Origin of the sequence: Nitrospira sp., assembly GCA_035968315.1 — a bacterium.
Classification (GTDB): domain Bacteria; phylum Nitrospirota; class Nitrospiria; order Nitrospirales; family Nitrospiraceae; genus Nitrospira_D.
The window spans coordinates 281,294-298,784 of sequence record JAVYIN010000007.1 but is presented as its reverse complement, the minus strand read 5'-3'; the positions used below and the strand labels follow the sequence as shown (position 1 = coordinate 298,784).

Below are 17,491 nucleotides of genomic sequence, written 5' to 3'. Positions count from 1 at the left end.
GACGGGGGGAGGTGTTATTCCAGTGTTAGCGGAAGCGACAAAACAGGTTGAAGTGCGATGAATAGGGACAAGGTGGGACAAGTGGACAAGCTGCGATTCGCCTAGAGGAGAGCGGGGATTGCCCAAATCGTCAAGGACTTGAGCAACCCCCACAAGCAGCACTCTTAATCAGCGGGCCGTAGGTTCGACCCCTACACGGCCCACCAAAAACAAGCACTTACAACTCCCCTCTTTCCCGACACCGAGCGGTGTAGACACCCTGTAGAGGGTCACAGAAAATATTTCCTGTGACTTTCCGATTGCTTCTCCCCCTGGAACCTATACTGAAGAAGATCTTTCAAAGCCCAACTCGCTTTGAAAGTTTTCGCCATATTTCTTTCAAACAAACATGATCGGCAAAGGGACAGGAGAGCGCGACGAATACTGTTGATTGAGCAAAATTCCTCGTATTACCCAGCAACCCTTTCTAACTTCTTGGCAATCTTCATCCGTACGGTCCCGCGTCGCTGCCCTCGTGAAGCCTTTCGGACTGTGACTTCGACATCCTGCCCCAGCAGCGAGAGAAAATGAACCAGCCGTTCAATGGAAAATCCCGCCATCTGCCCGGCCAACAATTTTGACACCTTGGCTTGGTCTATCCCCAACTGCGCCGCTGCCTCGACTTGCTTCCACCCCCGCTCTTTTATCGTTTCTTGCAGCGCTTGCAGCAGACTGCTTTTCAAAATCAGTTCGGCGGATTTTTCTTCGGAGAACCCCAAATCCCTGAACACATTCCCGCTGCCTTTGGTCACGGTTGCGCGTGTCATTAACCTTGCTCCTTCCTCCACTTCAACAAATCAGCATAGCGCCCTTTGGCTAACTGAATGTCGCCTTTCGGGGTCTTCTGAGATCGTTTCTCGAAGACATGCAGCACATAAATGGCTTCTTCAAACTTCGCCAGGTAGAGCACTCGATAGGCCCCACTCTCATCCTGTACTCGGATCTCATTGACGCCACTCCCAACCGTTGGCATCGGCTTCCAATCATCCGGCTCTTTCCCCTGTTGCACCTTGAAGAGCTGATGCCCAGCCGTCTCTCTGGCTTCGTCGGGAAGATCCCGGAGATCCTCCCGCGAAGATCCGACAAAATGCACCGGCTTCATGTGAGCCCCTCGCATGGCTCACATGATATGCTAGATTTGGCATATCCGCAAGCCACGACCGCCTATGAGCAGGAAATCATGTAGCAGATCCCCCGGGCCTCTCATCCCACTGCCACGCCGCTAGAATCGGTACTGTCCGCCGATCGACACCTGCATATCCTGGAAACTCCGCGTCTCGCTCGTGGAGACACGCTGGGTGCGCTGCACGCCCACCGTCAGCAGCGCCGCCGAGGTCATACGGTATTGAAGCTCCGCTGCGCCCTGATGCGTATCGTCGTGCCGATTGAGGTGGGTGTCGCCGGCCAACTCGCTGGTGAAATCTTTCCGGCGATAGAGATAGAGGAGATGGAGAGACAGATGCTCCGTCAGACCGGCATCGACACCAGCCGATGCGACATGCTGCCGATAGGACACATCGTCATTGAAGCGGAGATCCCCGGCCCCGTCCGCATACCCGCGCTCAAAGAGATACCCCAGCGACGCCGTCACCCGGTCGAACAGCACATAGGAGATATGGGGACCGGCCGCCCAGAATTGCGTATCCCGCTCGGCAAACGCCTCGTTATAGAGCCGAAGCCCGCCGCGCCCGATCAGGCTGACCACCCACCGGGCGCCGAGCTTCTGCTCCCATTCGATCCGCCCGGTATGCGACGTCACCCGTTCGTCCTGGATCGATCGCGTGCCGGTTCTCCGCTCGAAGTTTGGCCCCAGAAACATATTCGGCACATAGCGGTAGCGAACCAGGACCGTCGTGTCAGGCGAGAGCCCTTGCTTCATCTGAAGCCGGTAGTCGGCATGGTTGAAAACAGGGTTGTCCGTATAGATAAAGCCGTGCGCTTTGGCGGAAATCTGATTGATGCCGAGGGCGTTCGCCGACGTCCGAACGACTTCCAGCGAAGGGTCCCAGACGACGTCCGCTTTCTTTTCCGTGGGAACGACGGTCGGCTGACTCGGATCTTCGCTGAACTTTTGGCGGCGTGAGGCAGAGAACTGGAAGACGTCGTCGGTGTAGGTCATCCGGCTCCCGGCGATGGCCGACCAATCGGACTCGGCGCAGGCGGGAATGGACGGGAACCCGAGAACGGCTGCCAGCGCGATGGCGGCCCATGGCCGCGCCGATTGTCGCATGCCTTATGGACGGCTAAACGACCGCACGTAGAGCAAGACGTGCCAGGCTTCTTCTTCGGTGAGGATCAGCGGGACAAACGACGCCATATCCGTCCCGGGGCTCCCGTTCTTGAGAATCCAGAACAACTCCCCATCGGTTCGGGCCGCTTGCCACACCTTGTCGGTGAAATTGCGCGGGAGCTTGCCGCGCAGCCCCTCGATATCTCCCAGCCCTTTTCCATCGCGCCCATGGCAGGTCACGCAAAAGGCCTTCCCCTGGAACAAGGTCTTGCCCTGCTCGACATGCTCCTCGGTGGCCGGAAAGGGATTCGTCCAGGTCCGCGCTTCTTCAATCTTATCGGCCGGCACACGAGGCCGCAGCACGGCTTCGTCGGCGCCGAACACCGGTGCGTTCCACTGGCCGGCCGCCAAGAACAGCACCGCAACCGCGTTCCAATACACCCGTGGCAGACGCATGCGCCAGCCTCCTGAACTCGTTGCTCTCTGCGTGATTGAGACACGGGCCGGCCCGTTCCTTCGTGGAACGGACCGGCCGGTTTCATGCGGTCTACTTGTCAGAGTGCCCAGGGAACTTATGGCCGAGCGATTGCGGGAAGGTCACCGTCCCATCCGGGAATTCCTGCCCATGCTGCCAGAGATGATAGATCACGCCGTCCGTCCCTGCCGCGACTTCCGCCACCTTCGCAGCCTGGTCCGCGGGCATGTCCAGAATCTGCACGCGGCCCGTGGCAATTTCCACCTTGTGATCGTGGAAATGCCGATGCCATTGAATGGCCGGCAGCTTGCGGGTCAGATCCTTCGCGACGAAATACTCAATGGCGACCAGCTTGGCTTTCGGCTCGGTGGATTCGAAGAGCAAACATTGGAAAATCTGATCCGAAATACCTTTGCAATAATGATGGAAAGGGCCGCCCGGCGTGCCATCCGGCATCATGTGCGGCGCTTGCACGTGAATATCGAACCCTTCGACGGGGGACTTCGGCTCCCCGCTGACGGCCTTCTGGGGCGCGATCCCCGAACATCCAATTGCAGCCACCGCCATGATGGCAAGCAGTCCTTTTTTCATCACACGCAACCTCCTGATTATTATGGTTAAACCATCGCCCCGAACCAGCAGGCCCGAGGTGCCAGCATAAAATACCATTTACTTAGAGTCGCCCCTAGGAAAAACGATTCAGGAAGTTTCACCGGCCCATGCCCTTCGGCAAGACGAGCAGAGCACATGCTCACTCCGGCTCTCGCATGACTCGGAGAAACCGGCATCTAGGACGTAATCGTTGAGGGATTGGACTTGGTGGGTGTGATCAGCTTCTGCGCGGACTGCGGGATATTGCCCTGCGCATCCATCATTTCAAACATGAGGCAGCATTTGAGCCGCCCGCAGACACCGAGCAACCGGGGGTCTTCCACTTGCAGGCCCAGTGTTCTGGCTTGCTTCACCGTCACGGGCTTCACTTCGGTGAGAAAACTCGCGCAGCAGAGGACCAGCCCGCAGGTATCGATGCCCCCAAGCCGCCGCGCTTCTTCACGCACACCGACCTGCCGCATTTCGATGCGGCCGCCAAAGCGCCGGGCCAGGTCCCGCACGAGCTCGCGGAAATCGATGCGATCGTCGGCCGTGTAGACAAACGTGAGCTGCCGCCGCTGCAGCGCGCCGAACACTTCAACCAGTTTCAGACGGAGTTTGAACTCCGAGGCTTTCGCCCGACAATAGCTGGTGGCCTCGTGTGACAGCCGCTCAAGCCGGGCAATCAGCGCCGCATCCTCCGAACTGGCTTTGCGCAGGATAGGTTTCAAGACACGCATCGGCGGAATGAACGGCGTGCGATAGGGCTCGGCATAGACCACCCCATACGTCACTTCGCCATCCACTTCGAGCAAGACCCGGTCGCCGACATGCAGCGGCAACTCTCCGGCATCGAGCTTCTTGACTTCCCCGCGATCGCGCACCTTGACCTCGGTCAGCCTGACCGAGTGGGGATATCCCTTTGACAATTCTTCAATAATGGCCTGATCCATGACGCGGCATAATACACGAAATCCCTCCGAAGGGGAACCGTAGACCAGCCCCCTCTTGCCCTCCTCCCGTTCCTGAAACGATCATCAAAAACACTCATAGAGCATTGATATATAAGCAATAACTAGACAGGCACTCCGCAACGGCTTTATGGTACTGTAACGGCAGGATACGAAAGAGGGTGGGGCGTCCCCCTGATTTGAGCAGGTCACCGGGGCATCCGCCACCATATTGGATGGAGCAGGTTGTGATTACGCGAATCCCGACTCGAGTTATTCTTCCGTTCGGCTATCGCATTTCGGTCCGCCAACTCACGGACGCCGAAATGGATAAGCAGGATTCCAATTCTGATGGGATCTGGGACGAGGAAACCAAGACGATTTATATTCGCAAACGTCTCCCGGTGACACGGCGCCGCTATATTCTCGCCCATGAACTCGGACATGCCTGGCTGGACTGGCAGCACCGGTATCTCGATGAAGGAAAAGCCCGCAACTGACAGGCGGTTGTCAGATCCGGGTCACGCCCCAGCCATGTTCAGAATATGACGCCATTCCTTTTCGGCCACCGGCTGAACGGACAGCCGCGATCCCTTCTGGAGCAGCACCATCCCTTTGAGCGCCGGCTCGTCCCGCAAACGCGTCAGAGAGAGAGGCTCAGCGAATGTCCGGACATGCCGAATCTCGACCATGTCCCAACGGGGCTTCAAGGGATCGCTCTTGGGATCGAAATGCTGGTTCGACCGTTCAAACTGAGTCGGGTCCGGATAGACCGTATTGATGACTTCCGCTATTCCCACAATCGCGGGAGGCGTGGCATTGCTGTGATAAAACAGCACCTGATCGCCCTCCTGCATGGCCCGCATATAATTTCTGGCCTGATAGTTCCGCACGCCGTCCCAACAGGTGCTGCGATTGGGGCCGCGCGCCAGATCGTCAATCGAAAAGACCGACGGTTCCGATTTCATCAGCCAATAGCGCCGAGATGGAGCCATGCGAGCTGTCCTCCCTTGACTAGACGTCTGATAGATATGCTGGGCCACCGGCCCTAATCACACGGAGCCTCTATGGAACTCACCCCATTCTTCTTCGTCCTCTACAAACTCGTCAAGTACGGCGTGTACCCCTTGACCTGGGTCGTTGGCTTGGCCGGCCTCACCCTCATCCTCGCCTGGCTCCCGGCCACACCGGCGCGTCAGCGCCACATCCGCCTGGCCGCGACCATGACCTGCCTCACCCTGCTGTTCACCACGACCCCCCTCGTGGCCAAACCCCTCACGAGCCTGCTCGAAAGCTGGCCCGTGAATCAACCCGGCCCCTCTGCTCCCCCTGCGCAGGCCATCGTAGTGCTCGGCGGGGGGATTCACGACAAAGGCACGCTTCGGCCATCGATTGAGCTTTCGCCGGAGTCGCGGCTGCGCACCATCTGCGGCGCCGACCTATTCCACCAGGGGCTCGCACCGGCCTTCCTCATCACGGGCGGAGATCTCAGTCTCTTCGGGTCCGGCCCTACGGAGCCCGCTACCATGAAAGAGTGGGCCATCCGGCTTGGGGTCCCGGCACCGGCCATCCTCACCGATGATCACGCCAGAACCACCTATGAAAATGCGCTGGGCACCAAACGGCTGCTCGGCGAACAGGCCTCGATCCTGCTCGTCAGCTCAGCCGGCCACCTGTGGCGCGCCACCGCCCTCTTCGAAAAGCAGGGATTTCACGTCACACCCTACGCCTGTGGATTTCATGCCAAACACCGGGTGATGGACGCCTGGAAAGATCTCACGCTCTTCGATCTCCTGCCGGCAAGCTGGGCCTTGCAACGCACAACCGAAGTGGCGGAGGAAACGGCCGGCATGATCCTGTACCGGCTGGCAGGCAAACTATAAGCGCCTCGTCGCCAACCGGCTCATCACGCGGCCCCTCCCAGCGACGGCGCACGGCCCCCCGCTTCGATGAATTCCAGCAAGGCGCGGTACGTCAATTCCCTGGTTCTGGCTGTGCTGCTGGATTCGGAATCGACGTTCGCCTCCACATACACACGATCCGTCACGTACGCACCGGCCTCATTGCACAACGTCCACATATCGTGGAGAAACCCGTCCGGCAATCCCACCTGCACGCCTTCCGACTCGATCCGGTCGTCGAGCAGCGCCAACAAATCCGATAGCGCCTGGTCCGGCCGATAGGCGGTTGTCGCAAAGCCAAAGCGCGCCTGCGCCTGCGTCTCTTGCCTGGCCTGCTCCACGAGATCCCGCATGTACTCTTTCAAGAGTCCGATCACATGACCCGACAACATGGTTCGCCTTCCCCCTGCCGCATTATCGGGATTCCGGATGGCCGGGGCAAGAGAGCCCGTCGGTTGACCATCGCGCAAACGGTTCTCTATGATGCCGCTAATGCGCGGCGAGCGGTCCCTGCTGGCAAGAGGCCAGGGGCGCGAGGCGAGAGCTCGGAGATAGAATACGGCCGAATGCAATCCAGCAGGTGTTATCCTCTCTAGCCACGTGCCCCGCACCCCTGGCCTGAGTACGAAGTACGATGACCGAACAATACGACATTGCCCTGAACACACCAGCCGGACGGCTCACCAGCACCGTCGAGGTCCCGACCGGCTTCGTGCCGGTTTCGGCCATTGTGCCGTTGATGCGCCGGTTGGGAGAAGAAGCGCAGGGGCTGGAAGAACAGCAGCTCATCGCGGCCGGGAGCACGATCTCCTGCAAAAAAGGCTGTGCCGCCTGCTGCCGCATGCTCGTGCCCGTCTCGGCTCCGGAAGCCTTTGCCCTCCGCGCCTATGTGCACACCTTGCCGGACGAGGAACGCGCGCGCCTCACACAGCGATTGGCCATCACCAGGACGGCGCTGCTGGCCCAGGGACTCTGGAACGACTTGCTGGCAATGGGAGAATCGGCCAACCCGCCGGATGACGCCGCGCTGGAGCCGGTCAATCGGGCCTACTACGCGCTCAAGCTGCCCTGCCCATTTCTGGAGCAGGAAGTCTGCTCCATCTATGAGCAGCGGCCGGCCGCCTGCCGTGAGCTCCTGGTCACCTCACCGGCCGAATGGTGCCAAGACCTCGTGGCGAATGCGGTTCAACCCATCCCGGTCCCGGTGCGGATCGGGCCGGCCCTGAGCCTGCTATGGGGCGAGTTGACCGGCACGCCGCCACGGCTCATTCCCCTGGCAACGGCATTGGACTGGGCCGAACGCCATCACGAAGAGAATCAGCCCCGCTGGCAGGGCACCCAGCTGCTCGACCGCGCGCTCGACAAAGTCTGGCGGTTTCTGAGCCAGGCCTTTCAACAAGGGCAAGAAGCACGAGGCGAGAGGCAAGGGGCCGATGGCAAATAGTCGGAACACGCTCCTCACCCCTAGCCTCGTGCCCCTCGCCACTTGCCAGACATTTTTCAACTCGCAACAGAGGGAGACAACATGCAGAAGCCTGTCATTGCCTGTTTGGACCTGGAAGGCGTGCTCGTGCCGGAAATCTGGATCAACGTCGCGCTGAAGACCGGCATCGAAGAACTGAAAATCACCACGCGTGAAATGCCGGACTACGACAAGCTGATGAAGCGCCGGCTGGCCATTCTTGACGAGCACAAGCTGACCATTGCCGACATCCAGGACGTCATCGGAAAGATGGGCCCGCTGGAAGGCGCGCCGGAGTTCGTCACCTGGCTGCGCGAGCGCTGCCAGGTCATCATTCTCTCCGACACCTTCTATCAATTCGCCCTGCCGCTCATGCGCCAGCTGGGCTATCCCACCTTGTTCTGCAATCAGCTCGAAATCAACGGCAGCGGGAACATTCTCGCCCACCATATGCGGATGCCGAATCAGAAGAAACATTCCGTCGCCGCCTTCAAGAGCCTGAACTTCTTCACCATGGCCGCGGGCGACGCGTACAACGACACCGCCATGCTCGGCGAAGCCGACGCCGGCTTCTTCTTCAGACCGCCCGATCATCTGCCCAAAGAATTCCCGCAATTCCCGGTGACACAGACCTACCAGGAGCTTCAGGAGCGGTTTGCCAAGGCGGGGAATCTAAAGTAGCTGTCATCCATCAGCCTTCAGCGATTAGTTTTCAGGAAATACCTCCCCTTTGTAAGGGGAGGATAGGAGGGGTAGAGAAGACCGAGAGGTAATGCGTCATGCCGAGAGCCAAACGCGGACAAGCAGACTATCTTGGCCTCAAGCGAAAACTACGCTCTACCATGACCGGTCCAGAGCAGCAGGTATGGTGGAAGCTGCGGGCACGACAAGTTCAGGGGCTCAAGTTCCGACGTCAGCATGGGATTGGCCCATACATTGTAGACTTCTTCTGCCCAGAACAGGCGCTCGTCATCGAAATCGACGGGGACAATCATGCCGATGCCGAGCAGATTCAAAAAGATCAGCAGCGCGATCGCTATCTTGAGTCGCTCGGGCTGCAAGTCGTTCGCTATCAGAACCATGACGTGGTCAGCAACCTTGACGGTGTCCTCAATGACTTACTCAAGCGCATTGCAATAAACTCGACTTCAGCGGCCCCGCACGGAAAGACTCGACCTCCCCTAGCCCCTCCTTACGAAGGAGGGGTTAGAAAAGAGAGCTGAACGCTGACGGCTGAGAGCGTTCCTATTCCCCTTTCACAATCTCCAGCACCCGGCGGCCGTACCGTTCGACTTTCACGTCGCCGATGCCGGGAATCTCCAGCAAGGCCGCCGCCGTCAGCGGCTTATGGCTGGCGATCGTGCGCAGCGTCTTGTCGTGGAAAATCACAAAGGGCGCCACCCCTTCTTCCTCCGCAAGGGCCGTCCGCAACTGACGCAATCGTTCATAGAGCTGGGCATCGCCGGGAGAGGCGCGGAGCAGGACCATGGTCTTGGGCCGTTCGCCGGACGGCTTGCTCGCCCGTGAAACAGGCTGCGCCGGATCGGACGGCGGAACGGTGATCGTGCCAATTCCCTTCAAGGCCTCACGCCCAAGACGGGAGAGATCCAGCGTGGGGTACTCCTGCCCTTCGACGGCCAGATGACCTGAGTCGATCAGCTCTTTGACCAGACGCGTCATCGCCACCTTCGAACGATCGCGGCAACTGCCATAGGTCGGGCAGTGCTCGGCGCCAGAGGAGGCCATCGCCTTCGAGCGGCTCCCGCGCAAAATTTCAACGAGGCGGCTGACGCCGAACCGCCCCTCGCACCAGGACACCGTCTCCAGAATCGCCTTCGCGCAGGCCTGATCATCCGCCATCAACGCCGGCTCAGCCGGCTGGCCGGTCGCACACCGGTCGCACAGACCGCAGGGACCCAGCGCCCGCTCTTCCTCATCGCTGAAGTAATCCAGAATCGCGAGCTGGCGGCACGTCGGCACCGCAACATAGGCGAGCATCTCTTGTAACAACGTCCGCATGCGCTCCGCCCGGTCGGCGCTCGACGGATCTTTCCCCGCCTGCTGAATGAAATACTCCTGCGTCGCCAGATCCCGCTCGTGGAAGAGCACCACGCAGGCGGCAGGCAATCCGTCGCGCCCAGCCCGCCCGGCCTCTTGGTAATAGGCTTCCACACTGCCGGGAATATCGAAATGGACCACGAGGCGCACATCCGGCTTGTCGATACCCATGCCGAAGGCGTTCGTCGCCACCAGAATGCGCAGCACCCCCCGGCGAAAATCGTCATGCACCAGCCGCCGCTCGTCATCGGACAGGCCCGCATGGTAATAGCCGACCGAGGGCTGCGACTGCCCCAGCCAGCTCGCCACTTCCTCCACCGTCCGGCGGGTGGCGCAATAGACCAGGATCGTGCCGGTTTCACAGGCGCGGACCAGCCGCTGCAGCGCGCCCAGCTTGTCAGGCATGGATTGGCAGGGGCGGACGGACAGGGCCAGATTCGTCCGGCGGAACCCCGTCACCAGCTTCAGCGGATCGCGCAGGGCCAGCCGTTCACATACATCGGCCTGCACACGCGTCGTGGCCGTCGCCGTCAGCGCCAGACAAGGCGGCTGATTGAGTTCCCGGCGCAGGCGGCCGATCTTCATGTAATCGGGCCTGAAATCGTGCCCCCATTGCGAGATGCAGTGCGCTTCATCCACCACCAGCAGCGAAATGAGGCAGGAGCGCAGGATCCGGAGAAATCCCTCATGCTGCATCCGTTCCGGCGCCACATACAGGAGCTTCAGCCGTTGCAAATGCAACGCTTGCATTACCTTGTCGCGCTCCGGCTCGGATAGGCCGGAGTGAAAGGCGGCGGCGGCGATCTGCCGCTGCTTCAGACTCTCGACCTGATCCTGCATCAAAGCAATCAACGGGGACACAACCAGCGTCAACCCCGGCAGCAGCGTGGCGGGCAATTGATAGCAAAGCGATTTCCCCTGGCCGGTCGGCATGACCGCCAGCGCGTCGCGCCGGGCCAGCACCGCTTGAATCACCTCAAGCTGGCCGGGCCGGAATTCCGCAAAGCTGAACTGTGTTTTGAGTTGTCGAGTGAGATGGTCCACGGGGCATTACAGATTGGCATGAAACCGATGACTGCGCAGGAAGTATAGAGGAGCAGGGAGAAAGAAAGCTATCGGCAACCGGCCATCGGCGATCCATGTCCGTTCTGTCCTCCCCTTTGTAAGGGGAGGCACGGAGGGGTAGAGGCTCACAGCAACCACGCCGCGCACGAACACACAAGCCTCTCATGGCTGGCGACAGCCTCGACCTCCCCTCACCCCTCCTTACGAAGGAGGGGAAATGAGTTCGGCTTTCAGCAATCGCCTTCTATATTCTTAATTACTCCTCCTCGATTTTCCGCCAGCCTTTTTTCTGCAGACAGCGGTCTATTCGCTGCCGCGTGAGCGCTTGATTATCAGCCATTCCCGCAATGCCAGGATTCGTGGCCATCAGATTGAGCCAGTCGCGCTCGCATTGATTCCAGTCGTAGGTCAGAAACTCCTCTTTCTTGGTCGGATGCACCCAGCGGGTCGATGAACAGGCCGTCCACGCAGTCGCCAGCAACAACACCAACAGGACATGAAACCAGCGCATAGATACCTCCAGCCGTGAGAGGGGCTCCTCGATCAGATGAGGCAGGATAGTGGAGAGCCTCCGGCCAGGTCAAGGACAAGACAGGCTGCGTCCGTATGGAGAGAGCGGCCGCGAAGGCGCATCAGGATTTTGGCCAGGCCTCTTGCAGCTTGGAAGCGGCCTGCTCTAAGGCCTCATCGGCGGCCAGGCTGCGCAAGACGTCCTTGGCATCGGCGGCCGGCGGGTAAATAGGCGCCGGGCGAAGCGAGCGATGAATCACCGGGTAGGCGTTCGACGCCATCGGCACATTCAACCGGTTGAGCCTGGCCCAGGCCCGTCCATCGGACCGGGCGATGACCTGCCCGCTCGCCGTGTCGAGCAAGGCCAATTCAGCCAGCGCATAATTGACCGCTTCATAGCCCGGCACCCCCGGACGCGAGCCCCCCTGCTCCGGATCGCCCGTGAGGGGAAGGTACATAGGCACTTCGGACTCGGCACTGGAGAAGAGCGCGACCAAGAGATGCGTCAGCCCTTGCTCCCGCGCCAGCTTGACCAGCGCGTCCGGCCCTTGCGGCTGCGCGGAACCATTCGCCGCAAGCACCTGGGCAATATGAATCGGCGTCGCTCCTTCGACTCGCTCGCGGACCTGATGCGTGAGAAAAGCCTTGGCCCGATCGGATAAGGCAGTGGCGGGTCCTGCGGCGGACGTGTCATTGATCACCAACAGCCCGGCCATGATCGGGCTGCTTACTGAGGCCGGTTGAACAGAGACCGCCAGAGGCGCCTGCTCACCGGAGCCGCCCACATAGTGACTGATGCGCGAGAGCGGCTGCTGACTGCACCCGGCAAACAAGAAGGCACTGCACGACAGCACAGCGGTCATTACTCGCACGAGCGCCATAGCCGACCTCCCGGTGAAAGACTCAGGATGACATCGAAATGAATCATCCTCCTCCCCTCACCAAACAGTCAAGCTGGGCTGAGCCGGATCGGGTCCAGCCAGGGGGTTGAGCCAATATCCTCGTTGTATCCATCCACACGATCGGGTATCTTATTCCGATGTTGATGCGGCCTGCCCCCTTGCTCCTGACAACCCTTGTAGGGGCCATCGTCTGCGTCACGGCCGCATGCAGCAATTTTAAAGCCCCACGCCTCTCCGATGCGCCAGCGCGGCAATCGCAACCGCTTATCCCCGCGTCCGTCGCCCTGAGTTTCGACCCCTCCGTGCGAACAGCCATCCTGGAACACCAGGCCTGTGCTGACGTTGCCTGGAAAGGAAAGCTGGGAGACGCCCTCGTCCAAGCCTTTCACGAGACAGGCCGGGTCCGGTTTGCCCAGATGTCCATCGCGGACACAACGGGAGCCCCCGCGCCGGTCTCCGCGCCGGGCGCCATTCCCATCACCGCCACCATCAAGCTTCTGCACCAATCCCTGACAGCCAAAACGCGCACCGGCGCGGACGACCGGTATGTCGCACAGGTCGATATCCAGCTCATCGCCATCTTTTACGATCCTCAGGGGAATCCGCTGCCAGACGCGCCGCTCACCTATTCGGAAGCCGCCAGTATCTGGACTCCGCTATTCGGCGGAAGCAGCCGATGTGCCACGCAAAGTTTAGATGACGTCATGAAGACCGCCACGGAACAGCTCGCCGACCAGTTTCCCCAGTATGTCGCACAGCTCGTCGCCAAGACACAGGCCGGCACGGTCACGCAGGTCGCGTCCAATCAAGTTCCGGCAGCGCCCCCTGCCGCCACGGCCTCGGCTCCAATCATAAATCCGGCGCCGGTGGCAGCTCCTCCCGCAGCGCCTGCCCTCTCAGTCCAACCTCCTGCCGCGAGCACCCACGAGGCCGATCGTTACGCCGTGGTCGTGGGCGTGGGCCTCTACCGGACTCCCTGGGCCGGCTGGCGGGAGGGCCTTGCCTTCGACAGCAAGGGCACCCTGTCCCTCCTCAACCATTCGCTCCAGGTGCCTGAGAATCACACCCTGCTGCTGCAAGACGAACTGGCGTCCCAAGAGGACATCGAAGAAGCCCTGACCTCCTGGCTCCCCAAGCGGGTCAACAAGGACTCGATCGTGTTGTTCTATTTCAGCGGCCAGGCTCTGGCCGACCCGAAAACCGGCGAGATCTCGCTTATTCCCTACGACGGGACACCGGCTTCGTCGCGCACCAGGCTCATCTCGCTGCGCTGGCTGCAAAGCCGCGTACAGAAACTGGGCGCCAAGCTGGCCCTCGCTGTGCTTGATACGCCCTTGACGGGAGCCGCACTGCCGAAAGACGGGAAAGCGAAACCCGTGGCGCCCAACTGGGCCGCCGATCTAGCCGGGGCATCTGGACCGTCCACCGCCACGGTGATTCAGATTGCCAGATCGACCGGCGCAGCGCCCCAGCTTCAGGGCCTGCTCTCAGGCCTGGCAGGGGAGGCCGATCTTGACCACGATGGCGTCGTGACCCTCGGCGAGTGGCTCCGCTCTCTCAGAGGCAGTGCCGTCACCGTGCCCGCACTCCCCCCGACCGTGGGCGTGCAATCGATCCCGCTTGGCCATGTCAGCCGCTGATCATTTCTGATCTTCTCCCGATCTTCTAAATTGCGCCTCGTCCCCCTTACCGCGCAGCCAGAGTCTTGAACTGATGCGAGTGCAAGAGGCGTTCATCCGCCGTGACAAGCGTCAGCTCATAGATTGCGGCCGTCGCCGCAAGAAACCGATCGGCGGGATCTTGGTGAGCCAGATCGATGTGCCGACTCATCAAAGCCACGGCATGCGTGACAGCAGCCTCATGAAACGGGATGGATTCGAGGACATGTTGAATCCATCGTGGCGCATCCGGCTTGAGAAGGATGCGCCCCTTCTCCGCCAAGAGATGCACTTCCCACAACGTGATGGGCGAGAGCCACAACTCATGAGCCGGGCTTTCTAATTCGGCTCGAATCTCCGTGGCAAGTTGATCGGGGTCAAGAACACTCCACAGAAACACATGGGTATCGAGCAATAACTTCATGCTCGATAGGCTTCCCACTCCTCAGGCGGGGACACCGGAGTGATAATATCTCCAAGAATCTTGCCGGTATCCGAGAGTGACCCAAGCCATGCCTGTTGCTTGACCGGAGGGGGTGGCGGCGTGACTTGCGCAATCGGTTCTCCTTTACGGAGCACGAGAATGGACTTATTGGTCCGTTTCACACGATCAAGTACGGCCAAACAGGTAGCCTTGAATTGCGAGATCGAAATCTCTTCCATCTCAGAACGTTTTCGCTGTGTACCCATGGCATCAAGCTACCATGGTCAACGATCATGGTCAACATATGATAGTCCAAGGCATCAGGCTATCCATAGGCGTTCGTCAGAAGAGACAAAGGGAGGAATGGGATTGCGCGTGTGCGGCGGAGGGCAAAGAAAAACCCCGCCGAGGGGATCGCCCTCGGCGGGGTTTCATCATCCAGCTGGGGCGAGAGATCCTCTCGCCCCGAGCCCTATGCCGCTTGTCAGCTTCTTAGAAATTGACTTGCAACTGGGTGTACATCCACTGCGAGTTCAACGCTGACGGACCATTACCCGAAGCCACCACGATCTGATCCATGCCCTTGCCGGCCCAAAGGTAGGAGTAGCCGGTCTGCCAGGCCACCTTGTTGCCCTTGAAGAACAGGGTGTAGATCACATCCAATTCCTTATAGAGTGAATTGGACGTCGTGGACGCTGATGACTGGCAGGCTTGTGACGCCGTGTACCAGCAATCGTTCTGGTTCGCCTTCCGGAAGACCCAGTACCGGGTTTCCAAGTGGCTCTGCTGAGTCGGATTCAACTGCACGCTTCCGCTATACCCAACCATGTTCCGCCAGGCCATACGGTCGGCATAGCCCATGACGATATGGTTGGTCGGATAGAGGTTCTCAAACGTGTTGGCATTACCCTGACAGCCCGAAGGGTTCGTCGTGGCATTACACGTGCCGTTATCGCCGGAGGCATAGTTAAACTCCAAGCCCAGGCGCGGCGTGGTTGGCACATCCTGCAACGTGATACCACCTTCCACCGCCATGGCGACCGCATTGATGCTGATATTCTGTTGATTGGCCGCATCAAAATGCCCGGTCTGCCAATAGCTCTCAAACGTACCGTCAAACATGCCATTCCGATAGGCGGCCCGGCCACCGAGGGTATGCCGGCTCTGCCCTGGAGCATGCGCAGTAGTCACAGTCGTAGCTGTGCCCGTCTTGTTGTTCTGCCACACCCAGAGTGGTTCGATCGCCAAGCCAGCGATCGGCTTGAAAACCAGGCGTGTAAAGAAAAGATCGGCATTGGCACCGCCGGATGCCGCTGAACTCACCGCACCGGCTGACGCACCAGAAGTAGTTGCATCAGAATTCGCTTCATGCAACCAGCCAGCCCAGACTTCATAGGTGGGCTGGTTGTACTGCATCGTGATACCGTCATGCGAGAAGGCCTGATTGTTCCAATCGAAGTGACCAAATAAACGATGGTTGCCCATCACGACCAACTGACGGCCCACCTTCAGGCTCAATCCATCCACACCCAGGTTGCGGATCATGATGAAGGCCTGGCGGACACCGAGAACGCTGCCACTGCCGGTGGTGGTAGTCCCGCTGACATTTGTGGGACTTCCGATCTGGTTCCCCGAATCATTTGCCGCTCCGGCGGACGATCCGGCACCGCCCCAGTTCTTGGAATACTGGAGCTGGGTGAACATATCCACATCTTGCGACACGGCGTAGTTCAGGCCGAGCCGTGCCCACTGTTGGACGAACGAATCCGCATTCTTTCTTCCATCCTGCCCGAAATTCCCGTTCTTGCGGGACTCTGCACGAACACGCGCATCACCGGAGACGGTGAGCTTGCTGAGGTCGAACAAGGGGCTCTTGGGCGGATCGAAATTCCAGTAGGGAATCAGATCCGGCATCGCGCGGGGGACCGGCGGGACATTGGTCGGTGAATCGATCACCTTCGGCGCCACGGGCGGATCGGCCAAGGCCTGACCCGCCGGCATCGCCCCCAATAGGGCCGCTGCCAGCACCCACTTTGCTGCTTCCTTGCTTCTTCTCATAGCGTTCCTCCTGTGAATTGGATGACAGCCCCTGGTGGCTCCACTCCCACAGACAGGCTGCCGACTTGCGATCCAACTACTGCCACTATGATGGCATCCATCGACTTCCTGGATGCCATTCCGAAAGGGCCTTCCCTGCACCCTTTCGTCTGCTGCCTCTCGACGACACTTCTACACGACCCTGTTCGTTTTAGCTCGTAAAATCTCGTTTCTGACTAGGCACGAGGCCTGGGGCACGGGGCTAGAGGATGAACCCTTGCACTTGCGTTCCACTCCTCCTTATTCCTCTTTCCTCTTTCCTCTCGACACTCACCCCTTACCTAAATCATTCAGACCTGATTCGCCTCGTTGATCGACTTTTGGCCCTGCTCCGGCTTCTGGCCAGCGGCGTTGATCTCTTCTTCGGCTTCTTTCATGGAGGCTTGGAAGTCCTGCTCGACCATCTTCACTTCCTGCTGAATCATGTTGAGCTCTGGCTCCACCGATTTCCGCAGGTCTTCCGCCGTTTCCTTAAATCCCTTGACCGCCTTCCCGACTTGCCGCCCCACCTCCGGCAATTGCTTCGGCCCAAAGAGCAGAAACGCAATCACGAGAATGATGAGCACTTCGCCGGCGCCTAATCCAAACATCGTGTAACCCTTGGCACGAGGCGAGGGGCGAGAGGCGAGGGGTACCAGCTATGAGATGGTTTTCCACTAGCCCCGTGCCTCTAACCACTTGCCCATTTGTTGTTAGCCCTGTTTCGCCTGTTCGCTCTGCTGCACCGGCGCGGCCGGTGGCGGCACTGGCTGGGCCGGCGCGGCAATCTGCGTGGGCGGCGCTGGCTCGCCCGGCGTCACATCGATGGCGTCGGCCTCATGCACGGTCTTCTTGAATCCCTTGATGGCCTTGCCGAGCCCTTCGCCCAACTGCGGCAATTTGCCGGCGCCGAAAATGATCAACACGATGATCAAAATCAGCATGAGCTCCATCCAGCCGAATGAGCCGAACATCTTAATACCTCAATAATGAACGTGAAGAATGATCTGCGCCGGACAGGTGCGCCCGGTGAGCCGTGCGATAAGAGACGATGAACAAGGTGGCCGATTGCCGCCAGATCTTCAGATCTTGCACGTGACGCCTTTCTTGCCCATCCGCATTTAGATTCACCGGCCGTCCCATACGAAAG

Annotated in this window: 22 protein-coding genes; 5 read left to right on the top strand and 17 right to left on the bottom strand. The window is 59.8% G+C overall.

Annotated elements, in window-relative coordinates:
- Window positions 1-449: 449 nt before the first annotated feature.
- The 6 genes from RI101_11245 to ricT all read right to left on the bottom strand — a co-directional run bounded on the left by RI101_11245 (window position 450) and on the right by ricT (window position 4,288).
- The gene (locus RI101_11245; protein ID MEC4890626.1) at window positions 450-806 is read right to left on the bottom strand and encodes a helix-turn-helix transcriptional regulator; all 357 of its coding nucleotides are present in this window, start codon (window positions 804-806) and stop codon (window positions 450-452) included.
- Window positions 806-1,141, bottom strand: coding sequence for a type II toxin-antitoxin system RelE/ParE family toxin (locus RI101_11240; protein ID MEC4890625.1), 336 nt, complete (start codon window positions 1,139-1,141; stop codon window positions 806-808). The genes RI101_11245 and RI101_11240 overlap by 1 nt, the downstream gene beginning before the upstream one ends.
- A gap of 120 nt (window positions 1,142-1,261) precedes the next feature.
- Window positions 1,262-2,269, bottom strand: a complete 1,008-nt coding sequence (locus RI101_11235; GenBank protein MEC4890624.1) for a hypothetical protein — start codon at window positions 2,267-2,269, stop codon at window positions 1,262-1,264.
- Window positions 2,270-2,272: 3 nt separating this feature from the next.
- Window positions 2,273-2,725, bottom strand: coding sequence for a c-type cytochrome (locus tag RI101_11230; GenBank protein MEC4890623.1), 453 nt, complete (start codon window positions 2,723-2,725; stop codon window positions 2,273-2,275).
- A 91-nt stretch (window positions 2,726-2,816) separates the two neighbouring features.
- Complete coding sequence (locus tag RI101_11225) at window positions 2,817-3,335, bottom strand: DUF1264 domain-containing protein (GenBank protein MEC4890622.1); 519 nt, start codon at window positions 3,333-3,335, stop codon at window positions 2,817-2,819.
- Window positions 3,336-3,532: 197 nt separating this feature from the next.
- Window positions 3,533-4,288 carry a regulatory iron-sulfur-containing complex subunit RicT gene (gene ricT / locus RI101_11220; protein ID MEC4890621.1) on the bottom strand — a complete coding sequence of 252 codons (756 nt, stop codon included), beginning with the start codon at window positions 4,286-4,288 and terminating at the stop codon, window positions 3,533-3,535.
- Window positions 4,289-4,533: 245 nt separating this feature from the next.
- On the opposite strand from ricT, the gene RI101_11215 reads away from it, so the two are divergent.
- Window positions 4,534-4,785, top strand: a complete 252-nt coding sequence (locus RI101_11215; protein MEC4890620.1) for an ImmA/IrrE family metallo-endopeptidase — start codon at window positions 4,534-4,536, stop codon at window positions 4,783-4,785.
- A gap of 21 nt (window positions 4,786-4,806) precedes the next feature.
- Here the strand turns inward: RI101_11215 and RI101_11210 are convergent, their stop codons facing one another.
- Window positions 4,807-5,280, bottom strand: coding sequence for an EVE domain-containing protein (locus tag RI101_11210; protein ID MEC4890619.1), 474 nt, complete (start codon window positions 5,278-5,280; stop codon window positions 4,807-4,809).
- A gap of 72 nt (window positions 5,281-5,352) precedes the next feature.
- On the opposite strand from RI101_11210, the gene RI101_11205 reads away from it, so the two are divergent.
- Window positions 5,353-6,168: a YdcF family protein gene (locus RI101_11205; protein MEC4890618.1), complete on the top strand. Its 816-nt coding sequence runs from the start codon at window positions 5,353-5,355 to the stop codon at window positions 6,166-6,168.
- Between the two features lie 23 nt (window positions 6,169-6,191).
- Here the strand turns inward: RI101_11205 and RI101_11200 are convergent, their stop codons facing one another.
- Window positions 6,192-6,578, bottom strand: coding sequence for a hypothetical protein (locus RI101_11200; GenBank protein ID MEC4890617.1), 387 nt, complete (start codon window positions 6,576-6,578; stop codon window positions 6,192-6,194).
- Between the two features lie 242 nt (window positions 6,579-6,820).
- Here RI101_11200 and RI101_11195 point away from each other — a divergent pair, with 242 nt between their 5' ends.
- Both RI101_11195 and thrH read left to right on the top strand, forming a co-directional pair.
- A complete protein-coding gene (locus RI101_11195; protein ID MEC4890616.1) occupies window positions 6,821-7,630 on the top strand; it encodes a YkgJ family cysteine cluster protein in 810 nt (269 codons plus the stop codon).
- Window positions 7,631-7,711: 81 nt separating this feature from the next.
- On the top strand, window positions 7,712-8,329 hold the full coding sequence (gene thrH, locus RI101_11190; protein ID MEC4890615.1) for a bifunctional phosphoserine phosphatase/homoserine phosphotransferase ThrH: 618 nt from the start codon (window positions 7,712-7,714) through the stop codon (window positions 8,327-8,329).
- Between the two features lie 149 nt (window positions 8,330-8,478).
- On the opposite strand, the gene RI101_11185 is transcribed toward thrH, so the two are convergent.
- The 4 genes from RI101_11185 to RI101_11170 all read right to left on the bottom strand — a co-directional run bounded on the left by RI101_11185 (window position 8,479) and on the right by RI101_11170 (window position 12,162).
- Window positions 8,479-8,730, bottom strand: a complete 252-nt coding sequence (locus RI101_11185; protein MEC4890614.1) for a hypothetical protein — start codon at window positions 8,728-8,730, stop codon at window positions 8,479-8,481.
- 163 nt (window positions 8,731-8,893) lie between these two features.
- Window positions 8,894-10,750, bottom strand: a complete 1,857-nt coding sequence (locus tag RI101_11180) for an ATP-dependent DNA helicase RecQ (GenBank protein MEC4890613.1) — start codon at window positions 10,748-10,750, stop codon at window positions 8,894-8,896.
- Window positions 10,751-11,027: 277 nt separating this feature from the next.
- Window positions 11,028-11,282 carry a hypothetical protein gene (locus RI101_11175; GenBank protein MEC4890612.1) on the bottom strand — a complete coding sequence of 85 codons (255 nt, stop codon included), beginning with the start codon at window positions 11,280-11,282 and terminating at the stop codon, window positions 11,028-11,030.
- Window positions 11,283-11,403: 121 nt separating this feature from the next.
- Window positions 11,404-12,162, bottom strand: coding sequence for a hypothetical protein (locus RI101_11170; GenBank protein ID MEC4890611.1), 759 nt, complete (start codon window positions 12,160-12,162; stop codon window positions 11,404-11,406).
- Window positions 12,163-12,320: 158 nt separating this feature from the next.
- Here RI101_11170 and RI101_11165 point away from each other — a divergent pair, with 158 nt between their 5' ends.
- The gene (locus RI101_11165; protein MEC4890610.1) at window positions 12,321-13,823 is read left to right on the top strand and encodes a hypothetical protein; all 1,503 of its coding nucleotides are present in this window, start codon (window positions 12,321-12,323) and stop codon (window positions 13,821-13,823) included.
- A 46-nt stretch (window positions 13,824-13,869) separates the two neighbouring features.
- On the opposite strand, the gene RI101_11160 is transcribed toward RI101_11165, so the two are convergent.
- The 5 genes from RI101_11160 to tatA form a co-directional block, all read right to left on the bottom strand.
- Window positions 13,870-14,265, bottom strand: coding sequence for a type II toxin-antitoxin system VapC family toxin (locus RI101_11160; GenBank protein MEC4890609.1), 396 nt, complete (start codon window positions 14,263-14,265; stop codon window positions 13,870-13,872).
- Complete coding sequence (locus tag RI101_11155) at window positions 14,262-14,504, bottom strand: hypothetical protein (protein MEC4890608.1); 243 nt, start codon at window positions 14,502-14,504, stop codon at window positions 14,262-14,264. Before RI101_11155 ends, RI101_11160 begins: the two co-directional genes overlap by 4 nt.
- 253 nt (window positions 14,505-14,757) lie before the next feature.
- Window positions 14,758-16,323 (bottom strand): alginate export family protein, encoded by a 1,566-nt coding sequence (locus tag RI101_11150; GenBank protein MEC4890607.1) that lies wholly within the window; start codon window positions 16,321-16,323, stop codon window positions 14,758-14,760.
- A gap of 329 nt (window positions 16,324-16,652) precedes the next feature.
- A complete protein-coding gene (locus tag RI101_11145; GenBank protein MEC4890606.1) occupies window positions 16,653-16,952 on the bottom strand; it encodes a twin-arginine translocase TatA/TatE family subunit in 300 nt (99 codons plus the stop codon).
- Window positions 16,953-17,054: 102 nt separating this feature from the next.
- Window positions 17,055-17,315, bottom strand: a complete 261-nt coding sequence (tatA, locus tag RI101_11140; GenBank protein ID MEC4890605.1) for a twin-arginine translocase TatA/TatE family subunit — start codon at window positions 17,313-17,315, stop codon at window positions 17,055-17,057.
- Window positions 17,316-17,491: the final 176 nt, after the last annotated feature.

Bases quoted from the DNA above. Each gene is read 5' to 3' on its own strand.
- RI101_11245 (MEC4890626.1), bottom strand. From the start codon at position 806: ATGACACGCGCAACCGTGACCAAAGGCAGCGGGAATGTGTTCAGGGAT.
- RI101_11240 (MEC4890625.1), bottom strand. From the start codon at position 1,141: ATGAAGCCGGTGCATTTTGTCGGATCTTCGCGGGAGGATCTCCGGGAT.
- RI101_11235 (MEC4890624.1), bottom strand. From the start codon at position 2,269: ATGCGACAATCGGCGCGGCCATGGGCCGCCATCGCGCTGGCAGCCGTT.
- RI101_11230 (MEC4890623.1), bottom strand. From the start codon at position 2,725: ATGCGTCTGCCACGGGTGTATTGGAACGCGGTTGCGGTGCTGTTCTTG.
- RI101_11225 (MEC4890622.1), bottom strand. From the start codon at position 3,335: ATGAAAAAAGGACTGCTTGCCATCATGGCGGTGGCTGCAATTGGATGT.
- ricT (MEC4890621.1), bottom strand. From the start codon at position 4,288: ATGGATCAGGCCATTATTGAAGAATTGTCAAAGGGATATCCCCACTCG.
- RI101_11210 (MEC4890619.1), bottom strand. From the start codon at position 5,280: ATGGCTCCATCTCGGCGCTATTGGCTGATGAAATCGGAACCGTCGGTC.
- RI101_11205 (MEC4890618.1), top strand. From the start codon at position 5,353: ATGGAACTCACCCCATTCTTCTTCGTCCTCTACAAACTCGTCAAGTAC.
- RI101_11200 (MEC4890617.1), bottom strand. From the start codon at position 6,578: ATGTTGTCGGGTCATGTGATCGGACTCTTGAAAGAGTACATGCGGGAT.
- RI101_11195 (MEC4890616.1), top strand. From the start codon at position 6,821: ATGACCGAACAATACGACATTGCCCTGAACACACCAGCCGGACGGCTC.
- thrH (MEC4890615.1), top strand. From the start codon at position 7,712: ATGCAGAAGCCTGTCATTGCCTGTTTGGACCTGGAAGGCGTGCTCGTG.
- RI101_11185 (MEC4890614.1), bottom strand. From the start codon at position 8,730: ATGGTTCTGATAGCGAACGACTTGCAGCCCGAGCGACTCAAGATAGCG.
- RI101_11175 (MEC4890612.1), bottom strand. From the start codon at position 11,282: ATGCGCTGGTTTCATGTCCTGTTGGTGTTGTTGCTGGCGACTGCGTGG.
- RI101_11170 (MEC4890611.1), bottom strand. From the start codon at position 12,162: ATGGCGCTCGTGCGAGTAATGACCGCTGTGCTGTCGTGCAGTGCCTTC.
- RI101_11165 (MEC4890610.1), top strand. From the start codon at position 12,321: ATGTTGATGCGGCCTGCCCCCTTGCTCCTGACAACCCTTGTAGGGGCC.
- RI101_11160 (MEC4890609.1), bottom strand. From the start codon at position 14,265: ATGAAGTTATTGCTCGATACCCATGTGTTTCTGTGGAGTGTTCTTGAC.
- RI101_11155 (MEC4890608.1), bottom strand. From the start codon at position 14,504: ATGGAAGAGATTTCGATCTCGCAATTCAAGGCTACCTGTTTGGCCGTA.
- RI101_11150 (MEC4890607.1), bottom strand. From the start codon at position 16,323: ATGAGAAGAAGCAAGGAAGCAGCAAAGTGGGTGCTGGCAGCGGCCCTA.
- RI101_11145 (MEC4890606.1), bottom strand. From the start codon at position 16,952: ATGTTTGGATTAGGCGCCGGCGAAGTGCTCATCATTCTCGTGATTGCG.
- tatA (MEC4890605.1), bottom strand. From the start codon at position 17,315: ATGTTCGGCTCATTCGGCTGGATGGAGCTCATGCTGATTTTGATCATC.